Origin of the sequence: Pseudoalteromonas sp. S4492 (assembly GCF_005886115.1) — a bacterium.
GTDB classification, from domain to species: Bacteria; Pseudomonadota; Gammaproteobacteria; order Enterobacterales; family Alteromonadaceae; genus Pseudoalteromonas; species Pseudoalteromonas gelatinilytica.
Genome location: NZ_PNCP01000036.1, coordinates 43,902 through 70,831 on the forward strand (window position 1 = coordinate 43,902; position 26,930 = coordinate 70,831).

The window sequence follows — 26,930 nt, forward strand, 5'->3', positions numbered from 1 at the left end:
CTATTTGCCAAGTACAGCAATGACTCGCGCTAAATCTTCAGGTGTATCAACACCCGCCTGTGGCGCGCACACTGCTTTTGCGATTTTGATCTTATGACCATGATAAAGGACACGAAGTTGCTCTAAAGACTCAAGTACTTCTAAACGAGACTCAGGTAACTCGATGTAGTCCTTTATAAAACCTGCTCTGTACGCATAAATACCAATATGGCGTGCAAAATCAGCAAGATTTAATTTTGCTTTATCGTCATTCATCATCGCATCACGATGATAAGGGATTGGCGCACGTGAAAAATACAACGCATTGTTATCTGCATCGTTAATAACTTTGACACAATTAGGATTAAAGATATCGTCAATCTCATCAATGCTTGTACTCAAAGTCGCCATTGGCGCATCTGAGTCTGCAAGTAGCGTGGCAACTTGAGAAACATTTTCGCTCGCCAATAAAGGCTCATCGCCTTGCACATTCACAACAATGATGTCACTTTCAAGCTCTAATTGCTCAACAACTTCAGCTAAACGCTCTGTACCAGATTGATGATCTTCACGCGTCATAAGCACGTTATCAGTAAAGAGTTTTACTGCATCAAACACTGCTTGATGATCAGTGGCAACGTAAACTTGTGATGCACCTGAGGCAACGGCTTTTTCATAAACATGTTGGATCATCGGTTTGCCACAGATATCAGCCAGTGGTTTACCCGGCAAACGTGTTGATGCGTAGCGTGCAGGAATAACGACTACGAATTCCACTTATCAACCTCTTCTTGGCTTAATTCACGGGCTTCATTTTCTAATAGCACCGGGATATCATCTTTGATTGGATACGCAAGTTTTGCAGCTGTGCTGATAAGCTCTTGATTTTCTTTATCAAGACGTAGTTTACCTTTGCAAACTGGGCAAGCGATAATTTCAAGTAATTTTGTATCAAAGGCCATTGAGGATCCCTTTTTGTTTTAATAATAAATTTAGTTTGTCGATAACTGCTGGTGTCGGCTTTGCATCAACAGGTAAATAATACCAATTAGGTTTAGCAAAACTAAAGCATTTAACTGCATCTTTTTCTGTCATAAACACTGCATCGTCGGCAAAATCGTTAAAATCATTTGCTTGGTAGGCATAATGGTCACGAAAATGATGAGTCGATAACAACTTAATGCCCTGCTGCTCAAGACTATTTTCAAAGCGTTTAGGATTACCTATTGCACTAACTGCATGACCTTTATCTTGAACTGAATTAGCAAGCTTTGAATCACTCACGGTTCGAAATGGACTCGATGCCAAATCATAGCGACTCTGTGCGTTGCCACCATTTTCAATCACTAAATCAACCGACTTTATACGCGCTTTGGTTTCGCGAAGTGGGCCTGCAGGCATTAATAAACCGTTACCAAATTGTCGCTCACTATCAACAATACAGCACTCTATATCACGCGCCATTTTATAATGCTGCATGCCATCATCAGAAATGATCACATCAATACCATGCGACTCTAACGCCTTGATACTTGCTTGTCTGTTAGGGCCAACCATAACAACACAGCCTAAACGACGTTGTATCAATACAGGTTCGTCGCCCGCTTGCGTTGTACTCGTTTGTTCTGTCACTAACAGTGGATAAGAATCAGATTCACCACCGTAGCCACGGCTGATCACAGCCACTTTTAAACCTTGTTGCTGTAAGTACTCAGCAAGCCAAATAACAAATGGCGTTTTACCGTTGCCACCTACACTGATATTACCAACCACAATAACAGGAACATGCGCTTTAAAAGCCTTAAGTATATTAAGTTTATAAAACAAAGCACGAAGCGTTGAGATAAACCAAAAGAGCAAACTCAAAGGCAATAGTAAAATGCTTAGTAAACCTGGCTTTTTATACCAGCTTTTTTCAATAACACTCACTATTGCTCACCAAATTGCATCTTACATAAGGCTGAATAGGTACCGTCTTTTTCAAGCAGTTCGTTATGTGTGCCCTTTTCGATAACCTGTCCATGATCAATGACATAAATACAATCACTGTTTTCGATAGTCGATAAACGGTGCGCAATGACTATTGAAGTTTTCTCTTTCATTAAACTATCAAGCGCTTGCTGGATCAGTTTTTCAGATTCAGTATCAAGTGCTGAGGTAGCTTCATCAAGGATCAAGATAGGTGCATCTTTTAATATTGCACGTGCAATAGCGATGCGTTGACGTTGGCCGCCTGATAACATCACGCCGTTTTCACCCACCATGGTATCTAACCCTTCTGGTAAGTCTTTTACAAACTCCCAAACATGGGCTTGCTTGGCAACGGCCATTAATTCTTCGTTCGTTAATTCACGGCTTAGACCGTAACAAATATTATTAGCAATGGTGTCGTTAAAGAGCACGACTTGCTGTGAAACCAGTGCAAATTGCTTACGAAGATCCGTTAGCTTGTAATCCGCGATATTAACACCATCGAGCAAAATTTCACTTTCACCTTCAAGTTCATAGTAACGCGGCAGTAAATTCGAGATGGTCGACTTGCCTGACCCAGAGCGCCCTACTAATGCAATGCTTTCACCGGCATTAATCGTGAGTGACAAGTTTTTCAAAACAGGCTCATCTTTAGTTGGGTATTTGAAGGTCACATTATTCACTTCAATACGACCCGTCACTTTCTCAATGCTGTATGTACCAGTGTCCTTTTCAACCTCTTCATCAAGCACTAAAAAGATACTTTGCGCAGCAGAAATACCACGTTGTAAATCGCTATTTACGTTTGAAAGTTGCTTAAGTGGACGCAATAACATCATCATTGATGAAATTAGCAATACGAAGTCGCCAGAGCTAATGGTGTCAATCATAGACGGCATCGACACAACCCATAAAATCACTGCCATAGCGCTTGCTGCCAATATTTGAATAACAGAAACACTTAACGCTTTGGTGGCATCCATTTTAATGCGCTGCTGGCGATTATGATTGTTAATTGCTGAAAACTGAGCAATTTCTTGTTGCTGACCGCCAAAACCATGAATCACTTTGTGACCAGAGAGCATTTGTTCTGAGCTACGCGTTACTTGCCCCATGGCTGACTGAATTTTTTTCGAAATCATACGAAAACGTTTTGAAACAAACGCGACAATCACAGCCACCAGCGGAATAATAACTAAAAATATTAAAGAAAGTTTCCAACTGGTATAAAACATATTGAATAGCAAAAAGACTACAAAGGCCCCTTCTCTAACCACGATTAAAAGCGCTTTCGTGATAGCTTGCTGTACTTGCTCAGTATCGAAGGTGATTTTTGAAATTAAATCACCATTTGAGTTTTTGTCATGAAATGAAACAGGTAAATGTAAGATATGCTCAAACAATTGCTGACGTAAGCTTCTAACAACTTGCGAGCCAACATAACTTAAACAATACGACGACATATAGTTAAACATGCCTCGACCCAACACCAGCGCTATAACAACAAATGGCGCATAGGTTAAAACTTCAGTGTTACGGGCATTAAGACCTTCATCAATGAAGGGTTTCATTAAATTGATAAACAATGCATCCATAGCGGAATAACCAATCATGCCCACAATGGCGAAAAACGCGATTAACTTATAATCACCCACATAACTGATTAATCGCTTATAGATTTGGGATGTAGTTTGATCCATAACACTCTCTTATTCATAGACTTCGACTATTGTAGCCTCATGGGGTTAAAAACAAAACGTCAATCTTGTTCGAACCAATAACTTTCCTGCTCGCGGGCAAATTCCAAACGATAACTATCACGATAAAATAGAATACGAATGTGCCCCTGCTCGGCGGTGGAGAATTGAGGTATATTGCGTTGCTGATAGCGTTTTACAACCTCTGGGTGCGGAAAATGCCATTGACCTTGATAAGCCGATGAATGAATCACCATTTTTGGGTTTACAGCATCAATAAAGCGAACACTCGATGATGTATTACTACCATGGTGAGGACTCAATAAAACAGTTGCCTGCAGGTCAACGCCCTTTTCAATCAGGGTTGCTTCTGCCAAAGCGGAGATATCACCTGTTAACAACACTGAGTAATTTAAAGAACTAATTTTTAGTAAGCATGAGTGATCATTTCGATTATCACCATTCACATCAGCATGAAAGCTATTTATGATTAGCCCCTCAAACCTCAACTGTTTGTTGTCACATGGTTTTCTTAGTCCCTCAGGGTGAAAGGTTGAGAATGTATCGCGATACCCAGCTCGGTACCAAGAACTTAAACCACCCGCATGATCGTTATCTAAATGACTTATTTGTGTCGCTGAAACCGTTAATGCGTATTTATTAATATTCCTAACTAACACCCTATTGATGTAATCATAGCGAGAAAAGTGCCTTGGCCCTAAATCATAAATTAGGGCGTGCTTATTTGCACTTATCATCACCATAAGGCCATGGCCTACATCAAAGATATCCACTTGGAATTGAACCTGTGGCTGTAGCTTGCAATCAATGATATAGATAAAAAGTGGAAGTACTGATAAGTACTTCTTTGGGCTAAACAGTAAGATGAGTAAACTAAGATAGCTGATGGTCAATAGCGAAAAATTAACCTCTGAAAAAGAAAACCAACGCCAATGCTTAGGAATACTAAGTAGTAATTGATAGCCAAAACTCAGAACACTATCGACAAGAGACAATAAACTAACCACATCGAGAAAACTTGAAATCAGACTATAAAATATCAACAAAGGGAGTAACACCAAGCCAACAAGTGGCACGGCGATTAAATTGACTATAAGACCAATTACACTGGTACCGTCAAAATAAAATAATGACAATGGCAATAAGCCAAAGAACAAGGCCAACTGAACATACATAAGTTGGCTAATACGCTTTATTAAACCGAGTTTTATATCTAACGTATGCTTGGTTAATAGGAAAATAATTGTCACCGCAGTAAAACTAAAATAAAGCCCCGGATTTAGAAGCGAAAATGGGTCAATCAGCAGCACAAGTGTTAAAGCATACAGAATAGAGCGCCAGCGCAGCGGGTTTTTACCTAACTGATATATGACCAAATAGCAGCCGAGCATAACAAGAGCACGCGTTGCTGAGACAATAAAGTCGCTCAAGTAGACATAAATAAGTGCACAGCTAAAGCCAAATAAAACAAAACCGTTGTTCAACTGGTATGCTTGATTTATCCGCAGTTTACTTACTTTTACCAGCCATTTGCTCGTATAGAAACCTATTGCGTAGATAAGTCCGATATGAAGTCCAGAAATCGCGAGCAAATGCGTTAGGCCTAACTCTCTTAATTGTGTGTTATCGTCATAGGAAATTTTGCTTCTATCACCCGTAAGTAAAGCATAGTAAAGCCATTGTAAACGCGTATTCTCAGTGATGCTGGAAATGTACTGCCGATACCGTTCTCTAATATTATTTCCTTGTTGGTGACCATAGGAGCTAACTTCACCAACACTACGACCTTTGTAAAATATCCGTTCTTTAAGCGCATTTCTTTCACTATCAAAACTATCGAAATTTTTTACAGAACGATAACGTTTGAGTTTTACTTTGCCTTCTATTAAATCACCAGAGAGAAGTGGTTTATCTGATGTAATACTGAGCATGGCAAGTGGTGCAGGACGAATTATTCTTTCACAGGATTCTATATTTATTAATCGCGCTTTGATGTAAAAAGGACTCTTCGCACTAACGCTTTCAATTACCTCAAATTTGACAACTCTAGTGAGTTGGTAGTTTATTTTGCAATCACTCACGGAGTAAAAAATTAGGTAATGAAAAATCACTAAAAAAATTGCGCAAATAAACCCTGACAATAGAATCAAAAAAGGCTTAAAATAAGCACCTGCTAATAAAATAGCAAAACTCATTATATAGAACGCCGCAGTGCCAAATGTATATAGGGTGATAAAACAGCCTATGACAAAGCCGCTGCATAACCAAATTGATGTAAATGGTTGCTTTAAATGGCTAAAAAAACGATCCAACGGTTTTTACCTGATCATAACAAGGTAAGAGAACACAAGTATTTAAGAATTTTTGGTCGTTTATTGCATGATGCCAATTTGTGGCACTTAAATAGACGCTCTGCACGCGGTGCATTTGCGGTTGGTTTATTTTTCGCATTCATCCCTGTTCCTTTTCAAATGGTTCTTGCAGCCGCCCTGGCTATTCCATTTCGAGTGAATTTACCTATCTCTGTTGCGACAGTGTGGATCACAAACCCACTAACAATGCCTCCTATTTTCTATTGTTCATATATTGTTGGCACGATTGCCCTAGCCCAGCCTCCACAGCATTTCCAATTTGAACCAAGCTGGCAATGGTTCATCGAAAGTCTTACAACTATCGGCCCTGCGTTTTTAGTTGGTTCACTTATTTGTGCAACGGCTGCGGCTATTATTGGTTATTTTGGTATCGATATGCTTTGGAAGCGCTCAGTGCGCAAAGCCTGGATACATCGCCATAAAAAATAATATTAGCAATTTATAATTTCAGTATAGACAAAAAACCCAGCTTGGCGCTGGGTTTTTTAATATTGATTAGTAAGTCTCGATTACGAAACGATTACTTTTTAAAGAAGCGACGTGCAGCTGCAAATGGCACTAACAATAGTGCATACCAAGGAAAACTTGCAGATTGACGCTCATATTGTTCAATCTCTTCCGCTGGACACTCTTCTACACTGCCATCAATTGGCGTTAATTTAACAGCAACTGCAATACTTTCATATTCGATATTACCATCAACATCGACAACTACATTGCCAAATGAATCTGTCTTTTCGACTGTTTTAGTCGCAACACCGAAGATTTCATTATTGTTGTTAATTGATTTAGCTTCAGCAACCGTATACTTAAAGCGTGTCTCACCATCTTCTTCGTAACATGGTAATAAATCGTTTAAGTTAACAACTTTATCTTCACCAATGGTGTACATGAAACCTTCACGACGACGCGTAGAAGTATTGTAAATGTCAGTTTCACCTTCACCAACAACGATCCCATTGTCATTAACATCATTTGCTAACGAACTTGAGCTCGAGAAGTAATCAGTTGGGAAAACAACACTGTCACTTTTTTTATCGTAGTAGAAGAATTTTGTGCGCGTTGTACCATCAATACGTTTGCTTGCGTAACCAACAACAACATCGTTATTATTTACAGCAAGTGGCTGACCCGAAATCCAATCGTCTTCTTGATCGATAAACTCTTTTACTTCACCATTTTCGAAGATAACAGGCATAGTGATGCGGGTGCTATTGCTTTTATAACGAACATCAGAAGTACCTACAACCAGACCATTTTCGTTGATAGCAAGTGCGTTACTACGAAAAGCAAAATCTTCATCATCTTCAGGTGTTAAACCTAAACCAAAAATTTCAGTGTTAGTGATATTAAGATTACTATCTAACGTCCATTTCACAGCGCGTTTGTTATAGATGCCAGTTGTATAAGTACGATTATAAGCTTCTACACAGTCTGAAACTGGCTCATCTTCACCATCACAGTTATCGGTAATATCATCAAGTGGGTCAACCGCGATATCCGTTGATACTGTACCTACAACTTCATAGCCATTAGCTGTTTTAATAATGTCATTTGCCGAGCTAATACCGCCGTAATCATCAAACTCAGGTGCGAGTTCAACTTTCACACCATCTTCTGAGATTACAATCGCACGACTAATAAAGTCTCTTAAGAAGTGTGTTTCTTCTTCGTCTTCATCAGTTTGTGTGAACGATGTTTTTTCGTAAGGTGCACTACCCCAACCGACCATTACACCGTCATCTGTTACTGCATTTAGTAAGTTAGACGTCGAACGTGTTAAGCCGTCAAAATCAAGCGATTGTTCATCAAATAATACTTGCTCTGTTGAACCTTCAGATGAATATACCGTCGCTATAGCGCTTGATAGTTTTTGATATTCAGAATCAGTTGAACGACCTGTTAAAAAACTAACCATAAATGAATGGGCATCGGCATTGGTATTTACCGCATCGTTATTCGCAATATCATCAAGGGTGAAAGTAATTTCTTTATCAATGAGTTTATATTGCGCTTCTGCTGTATCGTAAGCTGATTCAAGACGGCTATCATCTGTAAAATCAATATATGAGATATCAATAGGTAGCTTATAAAGACCGTTTGCTAAGCCTATGATGTGACCGTTTTCACTAACATCTGTTACGTAGTTAAATTTAGCGCCATCAACGCCACCTAATTCTTCTAATTTATAGGTTGCGCTCATCGCTGAGGTACTTAGGGTGGCTAAAATACTGGCAGCGAGTAATTTGTATTTCATTTTAATCCTTACTACTGATTCTTTAAATCTTCGAGTTCTTCCCAGCGCTCAAAAGCGGCTTCAAGCTCAGACTCTAACTCGGCTAAATGGTTCAATGCTTCTGTCGTAATTGCAGCATCTTGCTTAAAAAAGTCTGGGTCATTAACCACAACTTGCTGAGCGTCTAACGCTTTTTCAAGTTGTTCCACTTTACTGGGTAATTCTTCTAATTCAAGTTTTAATTTGTAAGAGAGTTTATTACTTTTCTTTGGTGTTTTATCTTGGCTAACAACGGGCGGCTTTTCTTGCTTAATTTGTTGCTGTTGTTGTTTTTCTTGCTCAGCTAAATGAGCAGCATATGCTTCATAGTCGCTATAGCCTCCGACAATGTCAGTGATCTTGCCGTTACCTTCAAATGCCCAGACAGAATTACAAGTATTATCAATAAATTCACGGTCATGGCTTACAATCAGTACAGTGCCCTGATATTGGTTAATAATCTCTTCTAAAAGCTCTAAGGTTTCAATATCTAGGTCATTGGTTGGCTCATCGAGTACGATAATATTCGATGGCTTTAAAAATAACTTTGCTAATAATAAGCGGTTTTTCTCACCACCCGATAATGCTTTTACCGGTGTACGTGCTCTTGCCGGCGGAAATAAGAAGTCTTGTAAGTAACCAAGTACATGACGTGAGCGACCGCCCATCATCACTTCTTGCTTACCTTCAGCTACGTTATCTTGTACTGTGGCTTCTTCATCAAGCTTTTGACGATACTGGTCAAAATAAGCAAACTCTAAGTTAACACCTTGCTTAACACTGCCGCTATCAGGTGTTAAGTCACCAAATAAAATTTTAAGCAGTGTTGTTTTACCAATACCATTGGGTCCGACCAGGCCAACACGATCGCCACGCATAACAAGGGTCGAGAAATCTTTCGCGATCACTTTATCTTTAAATGCATGACAGATGTTTTTCGCTTCGAATACTAATTTACCTGAACGATCCGCTGTTTCAATATTGAAATCAGTTTTACCAACTTGATCAACACGCTGCTTACGCTCTTTACGTAACTCTTTTAAAGCGCGTACACGGCCTTCATTACGCGTTCTACGTGCTTTGATACCTTGGCGGATCCACGCTTCTTCTTCTGCTAAGCGCTTATCAAATAATGCGTTTTGTGTTTCTTCTACTTTTAGATCATGCGCTTTTTGTTCAAGGTACGTCGCGTAATCGCCAGGGTACGAAACCAGCTTACCACGGTCTAAATCAAGAATACGGGTTGCAACTGCTCGAATGAATGCACGGTCGTGAGAAATAAAAACGATACCGCCTTTAAACTCTTTTAAAAACTGCTCAAGCCAAATAACACTACTCATATCTAAGTGGTTGGTAGGCTCATCAAGTAGCAGTAAATCAGGTTCACTAACCAAGGCTCGTGCAAGAGCAACTTTACGTAGCCAACCACCCGATAATGATTCCAGCTTGGCTTCTGGGTCTAGCTCTAAGCGAGATAAAACGAGCTGAATACGGGTATCAAAACGCCAGCCATCAACGGTTTCTAATTGATTAGATAAACGCTCTAATTTGTTAAGTAATTTATCGTTATAATCTGTCTGCATTTGATTACTAACTTGGTGATATTCTATCAGTAAGTTAGCAATGTCAGGCATGCCCTGCGCGACATAATCAAATACTGAGCCTGCCGCCCCTTTTGGTGGATCTTGCTCTAAACGTGAAATGCGAATACCGCCTAATTGGTTGATTTCACCATCATCCAATGTCACTTGGCCATCAAGTACTTTTAATAGTGTTGATTTACCTGCACCGTTTCGACCAACGATACAAACGCGCTCACCTGACTCAATAACGGCATCGGCATCATCTAGTAGCGGATGCGTACCATAAGCGAGTTGAGCTTTGGCTATTCTGATTAAATCCATCGTGATTACTACTCTTATTCTTTATTATCAGCAATAAATTGCGCTAATTGCTCAGCATCAAAAGGCCAAAATAATTTCTTGCCTTGATGAGATTCCACAACCGGAATACTGGTTTGGTAAAGTTCAATCAGCTGTTCACTGTCCATAATGTCTTTTGCTACAAACGAAGCGTTTGTAGCAATTAATAATTCATCGGCCATGTCACACAGATGACAGCCATCAGTGTGGTACAGGGTAAAATTAGCCATGGGTAATAAGCCAGCTATTATGAATTTGCTTATTACGCTTAAAATCAGGTGATAAGGTCTTGTCAGAAATGTTTTCTGCTTTCAAACCTAGGCCCATTAACCCGACTTCATCCATGCTAAAGCCACGCTTATTGTTTGAGAATATAAGCGTACCATTCGGGCTTAAGATTTTCTTAACCCAAGTAAGTAGTTTGATATGGTCACGTTGTACATCAAATGCATCTTTCATACGTTTTGAATTTGAGAACGTCGGTGGATCTAAGAAGATTAAATCGTATTGACCTTGAGCATACTCAAGCCATTTCAAGCAATCAGCTTGTTCAAAACGATAACGTGTATTACTTATGTCATTAAGCGCAAAGTTTTCTTGTGCCCACTTTAAATAAGTTTTCGACATATCAACCGTGGTAATGGCTTTAGCGCCACCAACAGCAGCATGTACAGATGCGCTGCCAGTATAGGCAAACAAGTTTAAGAAACGTTTACCTTGTGCGTTTTGTTGAATATAACGACGTGCCAAGCGGTGATCTAAAAATAAACCCGTATCTAGGTAATCAAATAGGTTCACTTTAAATTTCGCACCAAATTCTTCTACCACTTGTGTGCGATTTTGCTTTGATACCTTGGTATATTGCTCTTCACCTTTTTGCTTTTTACGCACTTTAACCGCAATATTTTCAGGGGCAATTTCTAACTGCTCAGCAGTCAGACTAATCACATCTTGTAGACGTTTTTGTGCTGTATTGTCATCAATTTCTTTTGGCGCAGCGTATTCAAAAATAACCGCTGAATCATCGTATACATCAACAGCTACGTTATATTCTGGAATATCCGCATCATAAACACGATAACAGCTTACTTCATTTTGCTTTAACCAGTTCTTTAAGTTTTGCTTGTTTTTCTTTAAACGATTTGCAAACGCTGTTGAACCTTCAAAATTAAGAGCAGGTTTATCTTCTTTACTAAGTTCTACTTGTTTATCATCTAATTGGTATAGATTTAATACCACATCTAACGGGCCATTTTTAAACTTATAGCGTTTTAACTTAACTAATTTTAATAGCTTAAATAAGCTTTCATCGGTGCCAAGCAAAGCAAGTTTCCAATGATTAAAGTGCTTTTTAAAGCCTACACCTAAGCTACGGTGTAAGTTCACCAGCTCCGCCATTGAACCTAATCGTTCACCATAAGGTAAGTTTGAAATCACTACACCAGGAAGTTTTGCAACAGACGTTAGTTTAGTCGCATCGCTTTGTTTAAATTTAATCACACTACCAAGGTCTGCGCGCTCTGCGTTTTCTTGCGCTTTTGCAATAACACTACCGTCAATATCATGACCAATAAGCCAAAGTTTAGGATCAGTAATTTGTGCCGTTAATTCAGCTTTTAATTCTTTGTACTTTTGAATACGGAAACTTGGTAGACGCTCAAAGGCAAAACCTTCGCGGAATAACCCCGGCGCTTCATTGCGCGCCATGCTTGCAGCTTCAATTAAAATAGTACCTGAACCACAACATGGATCGAACAAAGGTTGTTGTACGTTTTCAAGCCAGCCACTTCGTTTCACTAGTGCTGCTGCTAAGTGCTCTTTAATTGGCGCTTTACCTTGATCTTGACGATAACCACGCTCAGATAAACGCGGGCCAGAATAATCTATATAAAGCGCAACACCTTGACGGTTCAACCTTGCTACAACACGAACATTGGCATTGTATTTATCAACATCTGGGCGTTGTTCGAATAAATCTGCAAAATAATCAACAATCGCATCTTTTACAACAAGACCTGAAAATTGTGTATTTTTTAAATCGTTATTGGTGCCGCTAAAATCAACAGCGAAAGTTTGTTTAGGACCAAACCACTCTTGCCAAGGCTGCAGTCGCGCAAATTGATAAAGGCTGTCTTTGTCTTTTACGCCTTCCTTTTCTTCTATCAGCATCATGATACGAGTCGCAAAACGGCTCGATAAACAAATCTTCTGTGCTAATAAGCTATCTGCTTCAAAACGTACAGAGCCCACGGTTTGTTTAGAGACTTCTGCACCGAGTGTAGTAAGCTCATCAACAAGTAAATTTTCTATTCCGATAGAAGTAAGTGCGATAAATTGCAAAGTAAAAACCCTTAAATGCTAATTGCGCAGGATTATAGCATAGCTTGGCGAACAAAAACGCCAACATTTGCAGGGATAGTAGGGCGTGTTGACTTTTTTTGATTAATTTTGCAGCAGTGTGTTTGGTATTTTGGCAAGGCAGAGCCTATGTAGTGTGATTGTTTCCCATAAATAGGCGATAACGCAGCATAAATGCCAAACACGCGCTGCCCTTCGGGTTCTTCCTAGGGGCGATTAACTCTTTGTTGCTCGATTTTTACTTAGCCCACTAGGTTACAAATCTCGCGCCGCGATTAAATCGCCCCTAGAGTGAACAAATTTTAATTCACAAAGGTCAACACGCCCTAGGCTGATTTGAACTGTTTTTGTTGAATATAAACAGGATGGATACGGTTATTTAAAACCTTAATAGCCTCAAACTGTTCAAGAGAAAGGTTTTCGTCTAGTTGAAAGTGTTGGCTTAGGTTAATACATACCGACGCTTCACTTGAATGGTCAACAATTAAAAACTCCCCTTCTTGTGCCTGTGAGCACAATTTCACTACAGCTTCGACACTTGGCTGGCTGCCATGATACTCATGAAAGAACCAACTTTTTGCAAGTACTGGTTTTAAATGAAATTTAACCGCTGTAGCGTTAAGGGCAATTTGACAAAGCTGTGCTGGGTTCCACAGTGAGAATGTTTCGAGGTATTGATAAACTTGCTGATAGAAAGCCGCATCTTCAAGGCTGAAGTTTGGTTGTTCTAATACTGCATCAGTGAGTTGGCGAAGTTTATAAGGCGTGCACAGTTGCATATCTTGGTCAAGGTCAACCAAAAGACGATTATTTTTCGCACAAGCAAGCCATTTCCATTGCTTAGATGCTTGTAACATGTCTCCTCCCTAACGAATAAATACTGTGCGCTTAATCGTAAATTATAACTAAAGCAGACCATTAATAAAATGATTTCTTAGAACATTTTATTAATGATCAATTGCTTAGATAACTGATCCTTATAAGCTATTTAGGATCGTTTTTACCAATTCTGGGCCTTTATAAATGAATCCAGTGTAAACTTGAACAAGGTCTGCACCCGCTGCAAATTTCTCTTTTGCAGAATCCGCATCATCAATACCACCCACACCAATGATAGGTAACTTACCATCAGTTAAACGCTTAAGCTCACTAACCACGTGGGTTGAACGCTGACGTACTGGTTGGCCAGATAAACCTCCCGCTTCGTTTGCGTATTGTTGGCCTTGTACTGCCGCACGCTCAAGCGTCGTATTTGTTGCAATAACACCATCGATCTTATTTGTGATCAATGACTCACTTACCTGGGCAATTTGCACTTCATCAAGATCAGGGGCGATCTTAACCAGCATTGGCACTTGTTTGTTGTGTTTAGCAATTAGATCAAGTTGCTCGTTCTTTAAGCTTTGTAATAAGTCATCCAGCGCCTCACCATATTGTAAGTCACGAAGGCCTGGCGTATTCGGTGAAGAAATATTTACTGTGATGTATGATGCATGCTCAAATACTTTGCGCATACAGTGGATGTAGTCATCTTTACCCTGCTCGTTTGGTGTATCTTTATTTTTACCAATATTAATACCTAGAATACCGTCGTATTTCGCTTCTTTAACATTGTTAACTAGGTTATCAACGCCCTTATTGTTAAAGCCCATGCGGTTAATAATCGCATTTGATTCAGGTAAGCGGAAAATACGTGGTTTGTCATTACCCGCTTGAGGACGTGGTGTAACAGTGCCTACTTCAACAAAACCAAAACCCATTTGCGAAAATGCATCAATACACTCGGCATTTTTATCTAAGCCTGCCGCTAAACCTACTGGGTTTTTAAACTCTAAACCTAAAAAGTTAACGGGTTTATTAGGGACAGTTTGTGACCACGCAGCACTCAATGGCGTATGAGCAAATCGGCGTAAATTATTAAGTGCAAATTCATGAGCCCACTCCGCATCACGGGTAAACATAAAACGGCGAGCTAGATCATAAAACATGGTTTGTTCCTTAGGTAAAAATAAACAAGGTAGCCGTTTGTAAACGGACCATTGCAAATTAAGGGCAAAAAAATACCCCAGCGAGCTGGGGTATGTATTTTAACGACTTTTCACTTATTTGGAAGTGTCACAGTTGTGGCTTAACAACATTAGTTCACGAAGTGCCACTGAGAACTTCGCAAAATCATGGCTTTGCGATGTTTTGAACTCAGATAGCATCTGCTTCCAACGTTGTAATAGTAGATCTTGGTTATCCATCCACTCATCAATTTGTGCATCAATGTCTTTGCTGTCTGCAGCAAAGCTATTAAGTACCACAGCTGATAATGTACGTTGTTGCCAATCCAGCTCTTCACGGTAAGAAGCACGAGCAAGTGCTTGCCAGTGGTTCGCAACTGGTTGGTTGGTGATTTGGTCAAGGAACCAATGTAAGCCCATACGCGCACCTAACTTGAAGTAGGTGTTAGAAACCATATCAATGCTACGCTCTGAATTGTTAGCGATTTCAGCTAAGTCCATGACAGAGAATAAGCTTGAGAGTGACACAATACGTGTTGCAAGTGCTTTTGGTACATTGCTGTCAATTAGCTTATCTGCCGCTTTAACTAGGCGCTCGCTTTCTTTTTCAACCATGTAGCTGTTTAAGTTTTCACTTAAATCAGCAAATGTTGGTGCAAAGAATTCAATTGCTTGCTCAATCGTTTGTGCTTTATTGCGATGACGTAAGAACCAACGTGTTGCACGACGAACCGTACGACGTAATTGATATAGCATTTCTGTTTGTACAGCTGCTGGGATCTTATTATCAAGTGCAACAATTGATGACCATGTTTCTGGCATCTGGAACACTTCTTTTGCAATTGAGTAGCAAAGTGCGATTTCAGCTTCGTTAGCACCTGTTTCTTCGTGCATACGAACCATAAAGTTAAGACCCATATCGTTAACGATGTTGTTTGCAAGTTTCGTTGCGATAATCTCTTTACGAAGTGGGTGGTTATCCATTGCATCGTTGAACTTCTCACGAAGTGGTACCGGGAATGAATTAACTAATAACTGACGGTAATAAGGGTTTTCTGTGATTTCATCAACCACTAGAGACTCTTTAAGAACCATTTTCGCGTAAGAAACAAGTACAGAAAGCTCTGGACGAGTTAAGTCTTTACCCGCTGCTGCACGCTCTGCAAGTTCTTCATCTGTTGGGATGAACTCGATTGCACGGTTAAGCTTGCCGTCTTTTTCAAGGGCATGGATAAAGCGTACTTTTTCTTTAAGCGTTGATGTACCTTTTGATTGTGTAATCGATAAGGTATGTGTTTGACGATAACAGTCTTTTAATACTAACTCAGACACTTCATCAGTCATTGAATAAAGTAACTCATCACGTTGTTTACGCGTTAAGTCACCTTCAGCAACTAGACCATTCAGTAAGATCTTAATGTTTACTTCGTTATCTGAACACGCAACACCACCTACGTTATCGATGAAGTCAGTGTTAACACGACCGCCTTTCGCAGCAAATTCGATACGACCAAGTTGCGTCGCACCTAAGTTACCGCCCTCACCTAAGATCTTCGCACCAAGCTCAGAACCATTAATACGAAGTGCATCATTCGCGCGGTCACCCACATCAGCATCTGTCTCTTTAGAGTTCTTGATGTAAGTACCGATACCACCATTCCAAAGTAAATCAAACTCCATCATCAGTGCAGCTTTGATTAACTCGTTAGGTGTCATGCTTGCTTTTTTAGTGCCAAGCATTTTCTTCATTTCAGGGCTTAAGCTAATTGATTTAGCCGCACGAGAGAATACACCACCACCTTGTGAAATAAGGTCTTTGTTGTAATCTTCCCAAGAAGAACGCGGTAGATTGAATAAACGCTCACGCTCTGGGTAAGATGCCGCTGCATCTGGGTTTGGATCAACGAAGATATGCATGTGGTTAAATGCAACTTGTAAGCGAATGTGCTTAGAAAGCAGCATACCGTTACCAAATACATCACCTGCCATGTCACCGATAGCCACAACAGTGAAGTCTGTTGTTTGACAGTCAATATCCATTTCGCGGAAATGACGTTTAACAGATTCCCAACCACCTTTAGCAGTGATACCCATTTTCTTATGGTCATAACCAACTGAACCACCAGATGCGAATGCATCCCCTAGCCAGAAGTTATATTCATTTGCGATGCCGTTAGCGATATCAGAGAAAGTCGCAGTACCCTTATCGGCAGCAACTACTAAATACGGATCATCTTCATCATGACGAACAACATCAACTGGTGGCACAATCTCACCACGTTCGATGTTATCTGTGATATCTAATAAACCACGGATGAAGATTTTGTAACACTCTTGGCCTTCTTTAAAGAACGCTTCACGGTCTGTCGGTAGCTGTTTACATACGAAACCACCTTTAGAACCTACTGGCACGATAACCGTGTTTTTAACTTGTTGCGCTTTAACAAGACCCAGTACCTCAGTACGGAAATCTTCACGACGGTCAGACCAACGTAAACCACCACGCGCAACTTTACCACCACGTAAATGCACACCTTCAACGCGCGGTGAGTATACGAAAATCTCAAACGCTGGAAGCGGTAATGGCATTTCTGGGATCATAGAAGGCTGAACCTTGAACGATACATATGACTTAAATTGGCCATCCGCTTCTTTTTGGAAGAAGTTCGTTCTTAGTGTCGCGATGATCATGTCTACGTATAAACGAATGATACGGTCATCATCCAGGTTCGCTACGTTTTCAAGTTCTAAATAAATTTGTGCGATTAGCTTTTCTAAAACTTTTTCACTGCCAGGGTTCTTAACTGAGAACTTTTTAGTGAATAAGTTTACGATTTGCGATGCAATGTGTGGGTAATTTGCAAATGTGCTTTCAATGTAAGTCTGTGAGAACGTTACACCAATTTGACGCATGTATTTTGCATAGGCGCGAAGAATAGACGCTTCGCGACCCGTTAAACCACCCATTAATACTAAGCGGTTGAAACCATCGTTTTCTAAACGGTTATTCCACACATTTGTTAATGCAGCACGGAAACGCGCTGAAACTTTATCAAAGTCAGCAATGCCTTTGTTGTCAATTAGCATGGTGAAGTCCATGATCCAATTAACTTTACCATCAGTTGTTTTAACTGAGTAAGGCGTTTCACCCACGACACGTAAACCAAAGTTTTCTAACATTGGCATGACGTCAGATAAGTGGATTGGCTCATCTTTATGGAATAAGCTTAAACGAACTACGTTGGTATTTGCTTCTTCTTGTGGACGATAGAACAACATTTCTAGTTTGTTTTCGTCATTCAGAAGTTCAAGTTTTTCAATATCAACAACCGCTGCACTTGGTAGAACCTGGTCTTTATACGCACTTGCAAACGCTTGCGCATATTTACGGTTTAATTCTTTACCACGTGCTTCACCTGCGCTTTCTAAGAGTGCAGATTGGAGTCTATCTTCCCATGTACGGGCAGCTTCAATTAGGTTGTTTTCGATGTCTTTCACGTTATATTCAATATTATTGTCAGTCACACGCACCGTATAGTGTGTACGGGCTAATGTTGACTCAGAGAAGAAAGTAGTAAATTCGACTTTATCGTCAGAATTAAATGCATTGGCTAAGATACGTTGCGTTTCACGACGAAGAGCCGTGTTGTAGCGCTCACGTGGTACGTAAACCATGCAAGATAAGAAACGACCATAAGCGTCTTTACGAACGAACAAGCGACACATATCACGCTCTTGAACTTGCAATACACCCATCGCAACTTCAAGTAGTTCTGTTTCACGTGCTTGAACAAGTTCATCACGTGGATACGTTTCCAGAATGTTTAATACCGCTTTGTATGCGTGTGTACCTTTTGCGAAATCACACATCTCCATGATGCGGTTAATTTTACTTTTTAGTACCGGTACATCAGCAGCGCTGTTGTTGTAGAAGCTTGATGAGAATAAACCGATAAAACGGTCTTCACCAATTACATTGCCTTTGTCATCAAAACGCTTAATACCTACGTAATCGATATAAGCTGGGCGATGAACGCGAGATACTGAGTTAGTCTTAGTTAAGATCAGTAAATTATTGCTACGAGCTTCTTGACGAGCAACTTCAGGTAATTCTGATAATAAACGGCTGTGCTCTTCATCTGAATTTTTCATCAAACCAAGGCTTGTGCCCTTTTTACCTTTTAATTGATAATCACCTTTAACCGCTGATAATTCGTATTCACGGTAACCCATTAAGGTAAAGTTATCTTTTGCTAACCAGTCTAAAAACTCAACGGTTTCAGCAACTTCACTATCGTTATTATTATGATGGCGTTTTGGTAGCTCTTTGGTTACCGCAATCAACTTGTCACGAATTGGCTGCCAATCTTCTACAGCAATCGATACATCAACAAGCACAGATTCAAGTTCTTCTTTGAAAGACTCAATCACTTTTGCATCTGTTTGACGGTCAATTTCGATAAAGAACACAGTTTTTGTCGACGTTGATTCTTGCTCAGCCTTTAAGCTTGAAATACCCGTGATTTTCGCGTTTTTATCACGTTGGATTTTCAGCGGAGAGTGAAGTAATAAGTGAGAAGCGATGTTTGCGCGAGTCATGGCCATACGCACAGAATCAACTAAGAAAGGCATGTCTTTCGCGATGATTTCAACAATAGTGTGCGATGACTGCCAGCCATCTTTTGCTACTTCTGGGTTGAAGACACGGACAACCGCGTCATCAGAATTATTTTTTTCTAGCGAGTTCCATAGGCTTAGTGCAGCGCCATATAAGTCACTATCGTTGCGATGTGCCAAATCCTCTTTAGACATATTGCTGTACAAGGCTTTGGCGAATTTCTCAACGAGTAACACATTATCAGCGTGAACTTTTTTCTGGATCAGCTTACAGACATTATCTAAGATAACCGAGGCTTGCCCTTCATTTCGTGTCATTGTATGTTCCTTAATCTATACTACTTATCGATTAGTAGAATATTTGTACAGCCATTTATTAGCGTGGAGTCAGGTAAATTCTAACTCTTTTACAGCTAATAAACAGCCTTTTCGATGAAATCATTTTAAGCTTTTCAGCTATTTGGTCATCTATTCACAAAATATAGATATAAATGGCCATTACTGGCCATATTGGAGCACAATTATTCACATTATTTTTTCTGGTCAGTCCAGAGGAAGCTACCAATTGCAGGTAAAAGTAGTACTGCACCCAACATGTTAACCAAGAACATGAAGGTCAAAAGTATACCCATATCTACTTGGAACTTCAGATCAGAGAAAATCCATGTGCTGACACCGATGGCTAAGGTAATACCTGTGAATAACACTGCGCTACCACGCTCTGCTAATGCATTGCGATAAGCAACTTCCAGTGCGACACCTTGTTTTAGCTGCCCCATCATTGATGACAGTATATAAATCCCATAATCAACACCAATACCAACACCTAAAGCGATAACTGGTAGTGTCGACACTGTTAAGCCAATTTCTAACTGTACCATCAACGCTTGCGCTAACGTCGATACGATGTACAGAGGTAATACTACAGCGATTGTGGCCTTCACACTTCTAAAGCTTATTAAGCATAGCAGGATTACGGCGCCGTAAACGTAAAGCATCATAGGTAGCTGTGCAGCTGATACTGATTCGTTCGTTGCAGCCATTACACCCACAGGCCCTGATGCAAGTTTAAACTTCAACGTGTCAGTTTCTTCGCCAGCAGCAAACTCTTTAACTTTAGCAACAACGTGGTCAATCGTTTCTGCTTTGTGGTCATTTAAGAAAATAATCACCGGCATGACAGAACAGTTTCCATCAAGTAAGCCTGAGCTTGTTTCAACACGCGATGTTGATTGCACTAAGCTCGCGGTGTTTCGCGGCAAGCTTTGCCATTTTAAGTTACCTTCGTTAAAGCCTGCATTCACAGATTGTGCAACTGAGCTTAAACTCACAGCCGATTGTACCCCTGCTACGTTTTCCATTTGCCATTGGAAACGACTAATACGTTCCATCACATCATGCTCAGTACAGGCTGCAGGATAGGCTTCAACAATCACTTTTAGGATATCTGAAGATATGGTGTATTTATCTGATATTAAGAAAGTATCTTGGTTATAACGGGCATCTTGATGCAGTGATGGTGCACCAGCATGTAAATCACCGATACGCATCTTATCAGCTTGCCAATAGCCCACAGCGAATAACACGGCTGTCAGTGCAATGATGAACACAGCTGTTTTTCGGTCTGTTGCTTTAACTAACAGTTCACGTAGTTTATCTAAGAAATTCGGTTTGTCTGTATGTGTACCCGCTTGAATATGCACTGAACCTTCGAAGCGCATATACGAAGCCCAAACCGGCAATAAGATTAAGTTTGTGAAAATAATAACCGCAACACCTAAGCTCGCGGTAATAGCAAGCTCACGAATAATACCAATATCAATCGTCAGTAAAGTTAAAAAGCCCACGGTATCAGATAACAGAGCAATACCACCTGGAATAAGTAGTGCTCTAAAGCTTGCCTGACAGCACACTCTGGTTGAGCTGCCCGATGTGACTTTTTTACCGATATCATTAATCATTTGCACACCATGGCTTACACCAATGGCAAACACTAAAAACGGCACCAAAATTGACATAGGGTCTAAACCAAAGCCTAGGCTTGACAGCAAACCTAACTGCCAAACAACAGCAATGATCGAACAAGCAATCGGTAAAATAGTCAGTTTTAAAGAGTGGCAGAACAGCCAAACCATTACAAATGTGAAAGCAATAGCAATAGCAAAGAATAACAGTACGCCCTTAGCGCCCTCTGCGACATCCCCAGCCATTTTTGCAAAACCGATAATATGAATACTGACCTTGTCAGTGCTTAGCGGTTCACGTACTTGTGTTTCTAACTTTTCAGCAAAGGCTAACGTGTCGAGTTTTTCTTGTGTTTGTGGATCAGTCTCGAGTAGCTGAGCAGTTACCATTGCACACGAGTAGTCGCTTGCAATCATGCGACCAACTACTTTTGCTTTTTCGATGTTTTCTTTTACAACCGCAAGCCCACGTTTGTCTGCTGTAAAGTTTGCAGGAATAATGGGACCACCGGCGAAACCATCTTCAACCACTTCAACGAAACGCGCACTCGGTGCAAAAATTGAATTTACTAACGGACGATTTACCCCTGGAATAAAGTAAAGCTGGTCGTGAACTGCTTTCAGTTGAGTAAAAAATTCTTCATTAAAAATATCACCGTCTGCATCACAGACTGAAATTAAAATACTGTTAGCGCCACCAAACTGCTTTTCGTGTTTAGTGTAAACTTTCATGTAGTCATGATTGAGCGGAATATTTTTGTTAAACGACGCGTCTAATTGAATTTGCGTTGCTTTGAATAATAAAAAACAGGTGATCAAAGCAAAAGAAATAATTGCGAACAAGCGATGGCGAAACACCGCTCTTTCTAAGATATCTAAAAAACCACGCATTACGGATTCAACTCCTTCACTTTAATGCCATTTTCTGAAGCCATAATCAGTTTGTTTTGAAACACAACGCCATCGAGTAATGACTTACCATCTGCCATTTGTTCTTCTGAGAGTTGATCATTTTTAATATGGAAAATCACGCCACTGTTTGCAAATAATAGCCATTCATTATTGTAATTAATTGCGCTATTCACGGTTGCATAATTGCTGTGCGGGATTTGCTGCCACTGATCACTGTCGGCTTGACGAGTAAAAATATTGCCACGAAGTCCTGCAACGATGTCTTCGCCACCTTGATCTGCAGTTGACGCAAACGTAAAGAAAGAGCCCATATAGATCTCTTCGAGGCGTTGCCATGTTTGGCCATTGTCGACACTTTCTGCCATCAACCCCATTTCACCGGCTAAAATTAAACGCTCACCGGCTTTAACGATGCGATTAAAATGTGGCAGTATTGATGCTGTCTCGACTTCATAACCTTCAGGATCATTTTCTTTTAAGTCATTTAAATAATCACGGTCATCTTCAAACAGTAAACTATCTAAAAAGCGCTTTTGCCAATGCTCACCACCATCATTGGTTTCAAAGAACATGCCATAAGCACCAACGGCATAACCGTGCTTTTCTGATGTAAATAAGATATCCAAACACGGTTTATCCATGTTTGGTAAAGATTGTTGTAACTGCCATGTTTTACCTGCATCCACTGTGTTAATGATGGTTGCATCATGACCACATGCCCAGCCTAAGTCGCTATTGTAAAAATCAACGGCTGTGAGTAGCACTTGTGTTGGGACACTCGCTTGTTGCCAAGATTGCGCATCTGAGCTTGTAATAACCACACCATGTTTACCTACAGCAACCAGCTGTGAACCTGCTAATTCAATGTCAGTAAGAAGAGTTTTGTTCGCATTAACAGCGCTAACGGCGTGTTGCGCTACTGGCATGTCTTGAGAAAAACATGAAGCACTATAAGCAAGACAGGCATAAAGCAAATACTTCATAAAGATAAATCGCCTTCGAAATGATAAAAAGAGAAGTCAAAAAAGCCACTGGGAAAACCAATTGCGTGTCCTGATGACTTACGCGAATTGCAAAAGGCACCTGTTAGCAGGTGCCTTATTTTGATTAACGACCTTCGCGACGTAATGCGCTTGAAGTAAACTCGTTATCGTTGAATGATTTAGAGAAATCATACATTTTTTCTTGGTTATCTAAACCAATTGCTAAATAACGACGTGAGTTAAGATCATGGTAAACTTCTAACGTACTCCAATGAGTTGGTACTTCATAGTAGTTAAGACCATGTGCCATCGCTACACGATACATTTGATCACGGTTATCGTAGATATCCGTTACATGTACTTGCCAGCTATCTTCATCAATATAGAAAACACGTTTCTTATAAATGTGACGCGTGCCCTCTTTTAGATTTGCTTCTACAACCCAAACACGGTGTTTTTCATAACGAACATGCTCAGGGTTGATATGACCAGCTTGTAAAATGTCATCATAGCTCAGTTTGTCACTGTGTAGCTTGTAGCTGTTATAAGGAATATAAAGCTCTTGCTTACCTTTTAATGTCCAGTTGTAACGGTTCGGTGAACCATTGAACATATCAAAGTCATCAGTTGTACGTAAGCTGTCAGCCGCTGTTCCTGGTGCATCATAAGCAACATTAGGTGCGCGACGAACACGGCGTTGACCTGAGTTGTATGTCCATGCTTGGCGAGGCGTTAAGATTTGGTCCATGGTTTCATGAACTAATAACGCAGTACCAGCAAGACGCGCAGGCTCAGTTACTTTTTGCTTAAACTTAAACAAGATATTTGATTCTTGTAGTTTTTCAGGTGTCGCTTCAGGCGATGAATACTCAACTAACAATTGTTCTTCAAAACCAACGTAGTTATAAGAGCCTGATGCTGTTGGTGCTGCTTGACCACCAGAGCGCTCGATTGATAAACCACGGAAACGTAATAAGTGGTTCCAAATAGCTTCTAAACCATCTTTAGGAATTGGAAACGGAACACCTACAGCGGTATTTTTAATACCATTACCACCTTCCACTAATTCCGCTGTCGTTGCATATTTTTTCGTTGCATCATATACAAACTGCGGATAAGACGCGCTACGACGGGTTGGATAGATGTTCATTTTGAACGTGTCAGGATAGGTATTGAATAATTCAATTTGACCTGGGCTCAAGTAATCTTTGTACTCGGCAACATTCGATTTATCAATCGTGAATAAAATTTTATCATCTGCATACGGATCAGGATGATGCATACCTGGCTTATAACTTGCCGGTGGCGTTGTAATGCCGCCTGTCCAAGCTGGAATTGAGCCGTCTTTATTCGCTGCTTTTTCTGCGCCAATTGGCGTTAAATCATTACCTAAACGTGCCGCTTCATCAGCGGTAATTTTTGCAAGTACACTCGAGCTTGTGAAAATGCCACAAAATGCTGCAGCAATGAGGGTAGGTTTTCTAATAATCATAATTTACCCTTAGATTGAATATTTAATATTGAAAGAAACATAATCGCGGTCAGAGAAAGTATTCGTTGCGCCACCACCCCAGAAAGAGTTGTAGCTAAAGTCGAACGACCACGCATTTTGATAGTTGAAGTTCATAGTAACACCGAGCGATTTACGGTCTTCAACAAATAAGAACATTGGATCTGGTGTAATACCATTCACGTCATGTGAGAACACAAAACGTGGCGAGAAGTTAACACCATTAAAAATGTTGTAGTAATCACCTTTCGCAATAAGACGATAACCCCAAGCCGATGCTGTTGGGAATGGGTTCGTCTCAGGACCATTAGACAGACCTAGATGAAGTGTTGAGTAATCATCACTTAACGGGCCTTGCATGATACCGCTTCGACCAGTACCCGCTACGTTTAAACGAAGCTCGTCGTAGTCAGGCATATCGTTAATGCGTACACCACCAATTTCACCAACAACTGCCCAGCTATCAGCACCTAATGATGGGCCAAATAGATGTGTTGCTGTAAATTGTAACTGTGCTGTATTACGCAGGATGAAACCTTGTGCAACTTCACCCGGACCTACAACACTTGTTGCATCGCCAAGACTCATTTGCGAAATACCAGCAAAGTCAGGACGAATACCCGCAACAGCTAGTTGCTCAGGCATACCCGCATACAGTAACTCTACGTCATCAATTTGTAGAGGCTCATCTTGACGGAAGGCAAATTCACCGGCAAATGCTGTTTCACCTAGCGAGGTATTGAAGCTGATACCGTAAAGTTTAATATCTTCAGGGTATTCTAACTGGCCTTTAGTGAATGCTTGTAGGTTTGTTACGTTATCTTCAGTGATATCTGTTGTTAAAAGCATACCGATATCGGCAGCAATTGCTTCACTGGTAAAGTTTGAAACCTGACCAGAGATTACCGGGCGACGGCTATGATAGTTAATGTGATATAGCGCTAACTCAGTATCATTCAAATCAGGTAAGAACATACCTAAACGTAAACCGTATTGGCCACCGTCATCAGGTTCGTTTTTACCAGCACCACCCTTGCCTTTTAACGCCACTTTAGTTGGGTAAGCTAGGTACATTTGTGCCATCATTGCTCGGCCTTGTACTGATGTAGGATCAACACCTTGCGAGCGAACAATGTCATCTAAATTATTTAAGCTTTCAGTTAAGAATGCTAAGTCGATATCTGGGTTAGACGTGAAGCCTAATTGGATATTTTGTTGATAACCATTTTCAGATGCGAAATCGTTGGTCGAGAAGTACGTACCAGCCGCTGGAAGGCGCGTTTCATGCCATTGATATTGGTAAAAGCCTTCAAGGGTTACATTATCAGTAATACCTAAAGACGCCCAAAGCATACCAACTGGAATAAAGGCTTCTTTTAATTCAGCACCAGGGGCTTTTAAACGATCGATATCAACAGGGTTTACGTTAATACCATGAGAAATTAAAGTACTCTCCCCCCAGTTAACAACTTGTTGGCCTAAACGAATAGACAGCGGGTTACGACCTTCATTTAAATCAAAGTTTGCCCATACATAAGCATCTAATAAACGCAGATCAGCACACACTTGTTCTTTGGTGTCGTCATCATCACATGGGTCTACTTTTTTACCTGATGTTGGGTTGCTATACGCAAAATCACCATCCATTAGGGCGAAGTCGTAGAAATACATGAAACGAGTAAATAAACCAAAGTTATCTTTGCTGATTGATAGCTCATGGTTACCTTTTAATAATTTTGAAAATGAATCACCACTATCAAAATTAAGGTTACCTGCATCACCATTATTTGAGTAAGCACCCGGTTGGTTCCATACATCAGCAGAAGAATAAATTGGATTTAGCGCAGAGTGATAACCCGTCCAATCAAATGAAGGATTATTACTTTTACCAATATGTTGGAAATCACGGTCTTCAATTCGTATGCTTTGACCATAAGAAAAGTTAGAGTCAAATCGAACGTCGAAGCCACCTAACTCAAAATTTGCCGCATGCAAAGATGTGCTTGAGAGTCCGAGTGTAGCTGCAGCGAGTCCCAAAGCTATTTTGTTTTTAACAAAAAGCGATCGTTTTATCATTGTGTTCATCCCCCTGTAACGGGTTGTTTTGTGATCAAATTGTTGTTTTTAGTATCTTTCTAACGATAGAAGCGAAACGCTAAAATTACAATACGGAACGCGTTCAATCGGTTAATATTTATTTAAAAATGTGACGTTTACGTATTGGTAAGACGTCATACCAGATATTTTATACACGTAAATTAACAATAGAACAAATCGAATTAACAAAAATATAATAAATTTAGCGAATTGGGGACAGTAAAAATTAGCTTTTTAGGTGACAAA

General features: G+C 40.3%; 17 protein-coding genes. 1 reads left to right on the forward strand and 16 read right to left on the reverse strand.

What is annotated here, in order from left to right:
• Genes kdsB through CWC28_RS10865 form a run of 5 tightly spaced genes read right to left on the reverse strand, consistent with a single transcriptional unit; the run spans position 1 to position 5,980 of the window.
• Entirely contained in the window at positions 1–756 is a 756-nt protein-coding gene (kdsB, locus tag CWC28_RS10845; protein WP_138625145.1) for a 3-deoxy-manno-octulosonate cytidylyltransferase, read from the reverse strand.
• Positions 744–941 carry a Trm112 family protein gene (locus CWC28_RS10850; RefSeq protein ID WP_036968654.1) on the reverse strand — a complete coding sequence of 66 codons (198 nt, stop codon included), beginning with the start codon at positions 939–941 and terminating at the stop codon, positions 744–746. The genes kdsB and CWC28_RS10850 overlap by 13 nt, the downstream gene beginning before the upstream one ends.
• Positions 931–1,908, reverse strand: coding sequence for a tetraacyldisaccharide 4'-kinase (gene lpxK / locus CWC28_RS10855; RefSeq protein ID WP_138625146.1), 978 nt, complete (start codon positions 1,906–1,908; stop codon positions 931–933). The genes CWC28_RS10850 and lpxK overlap by 11 nt, the downstream gene beginning before the upstream one ends.
• The gene (gene msbA / locus CWC28_RS10860) at positions 1,908–3,650 is read right to left on the reverse strand and encodes a lipid A export permease/ATP-binding protein MsbA (protein ID WP_138625147.1); all 1,743 of its coding nucleotides are present in this window, start codon (positions 3,648–3,650) and stop codon (positions 1,908–1,910) included. Before msbA ends, lpxK begins: the two co-directional genes overlap by 1 nt.
• Positions 3,651–3,709: 59 nt before the next feature.
• Complete coding sequence (locus CWC28_RS10865) at positions 3,710–5,980, reverse strand: DNA internalization-related competence protein ComEC/Rec2 (protein ID WP_138625148.1); 2,271 nt, start codon at positions 5,978–5,980, stop codon at positions 3,710–3,712.
• On the opposite strand from CWC28_RS10865, the gene CWC28_RS10870 reads away from it, so the two are divergent.
• Complete coding sequence (locus tag CWC28_RS10870; RefSeq protein WP_063706174.1) at positions 5,960–6,469, forward strand: DUF2062 domain-containing protein; 510 nt, start codon at positions 5,960–5,962, stop codon at positions 6,467–6,469. The genes CWC28_RS10865 and CWC28_RS10870 overlap by 21 nt on opposite strands.
• 91 nt (positions 6,470–6,560) lie before the next feature.
• Here the strand turns inward: CWC28_RS10870 and CWC28_RS10875 are convergent, their stop codons facing one another.
• The 11 genes from CWC28_RS10875 to CWC28_RS10925 form a co-directional block, all read right to left on the reverse strand.
• Positions 6,561–8,297 carry a DUF3466 family protein gene (locus CWC28_RS10875; protein ID WP_138625149.1) on the reverse strand — a complete coding sequence of 579 codons (1,737 nt, stop codon included), beginning with the start codon at positions 8,295–8,297 and terminating at the stop codon, positions 6,561–6,563.
• Between the two features lie 11 nt (positions 8,298–8,308).
• Positions 8,309–10,219, reverse strand: a complete 1,911-nt coding sequence (gene uup / locus CWC28_RS10880) for an ATP-binding cassette ATPase Uup (RefSeq protein WP_063705546.1) — start codon at positions 10,217–10,219, stop codon at positions 8,309–8,311.
• Positions 10,220–10,233: 14 nt separating this feature from the next.
• Positions 10,234–10,467: a glutaredoxin family protein gene (locus CWC28_RS10885; RefSeq protein WP_063705548.1), complete on the reverse strand. Its 234-nt coding sequence runs from the start codon at positions 10,465–10,467 to the stop codon at positions 10,234–10,236.
• A complete protein-coding gene (rlmKL, locus tag CWC28_RS10890; RefSeq protein WP_105174068.1) occupies positions 10,460–12,577 on the reverse strand; it encodes a bifunctional 23S rRNA (guanine(2069)-N(7))-methyltransferase RlmK/23S rRNA (guanine(2445)-N(2))-methyltransferase RlmL in 2,118 nt (705 codons plus the stop codon). The genes CWC28_RS10885 and rlmKL overlap by 8 nt, the downstream gene beginning before the upstream one ends.
• 344 nt (positions 12,578–12,921) lie before the next feature.
• Positions 12,922–13,452 (reverse strand): cell division protein ZapC domain-containing protein, encoded by a 531-nt coding sequence (locus tag CWC28_RS10895; protein ID WP_063705553.1) that lies wholly within the window; start codon positions 13,450–13,452, stop codon positions 12,922–12,924.
• 120 nt (positions 13,453–13,572) lie between these two features.
• Positions 13,573–14,583 (reverse strand): quinone-dependent dihydroorotate dehydrogenase, encoded by a 1,011-nt coding sequence (pyrD, locus tag CWC28_RS10900; RefSeq protein ID WP_063705555.1) that lies wholly within the window; start codon positions 14,581–14,583, stop codon positions 13,573–13,575.
• A gap of 114 nt (positions 14,584–14,697) precedes the next feature.
• Positions 14,698–19,536, reverse strand: coding sequence for an NAD-glutamate dehydrogenase (locus tag CWC28_RS10905; RefSeq protein WP_105174067.1), 4,839 nt, complete (start codon positions 19,534–19,536; stop codon positions 14,698–14,700).
• A gap of 212 nt (positions 19,537–19,748) precedes the next feature.
• Positions 19,749–22,073 carry an efflux RND transporter permease subunit gene (locus CWC28_RS10910; protein ID WP_063705559.1) on the reverse strand — a complete coding sequence of 775 codons (2,325 nt, stop codon included), beginning with the start codon at positions 22,071–22,073 and terminating at the stop codon, positions 19,749–19,751.
• Positions 22,073–23,077, reverse strand: a complete 1,005-nt coding sequence (locus CWC28_RS10915) for a WD40/YVTN/BNR-like repeat-containing protein (protein WP_063705561.1) — start codon at positions 23,075–23,077, stop codon at positions 22,073–22,075. The genes CWC28_RS10910 and CWC28_RS10915 overlap by 1 nt, the downstream gene beginning before the upstream one ends.
• 124 nt (positions 23,078–23,201) lie before the next feature.
• Entirely contained in the window at positions 23,202–24,566 is a 1,365-nt protein-coding gene (locus tag CWC28_RS10920; protein ID WP_138625193.1) for a DUF1329 domain-containing protein, read from the reverse strand.
• A gap of 12 nt (positions 24,567–24,578) precedes the next feature.
• Complete coding sequence (locus tag CWC28_RS10925) at positions 24,579–26,663, reverse strand: DUF1302 domain-containing protein (RefSeq protein ID WP_063705564.1); 2,085 nt, start codon at positions 26,661–26,663, stop codon at positions 24,579–24,581.
• Between the last annotated feature and the right edge of the window lie 267 nt (positions 26,664–26,930).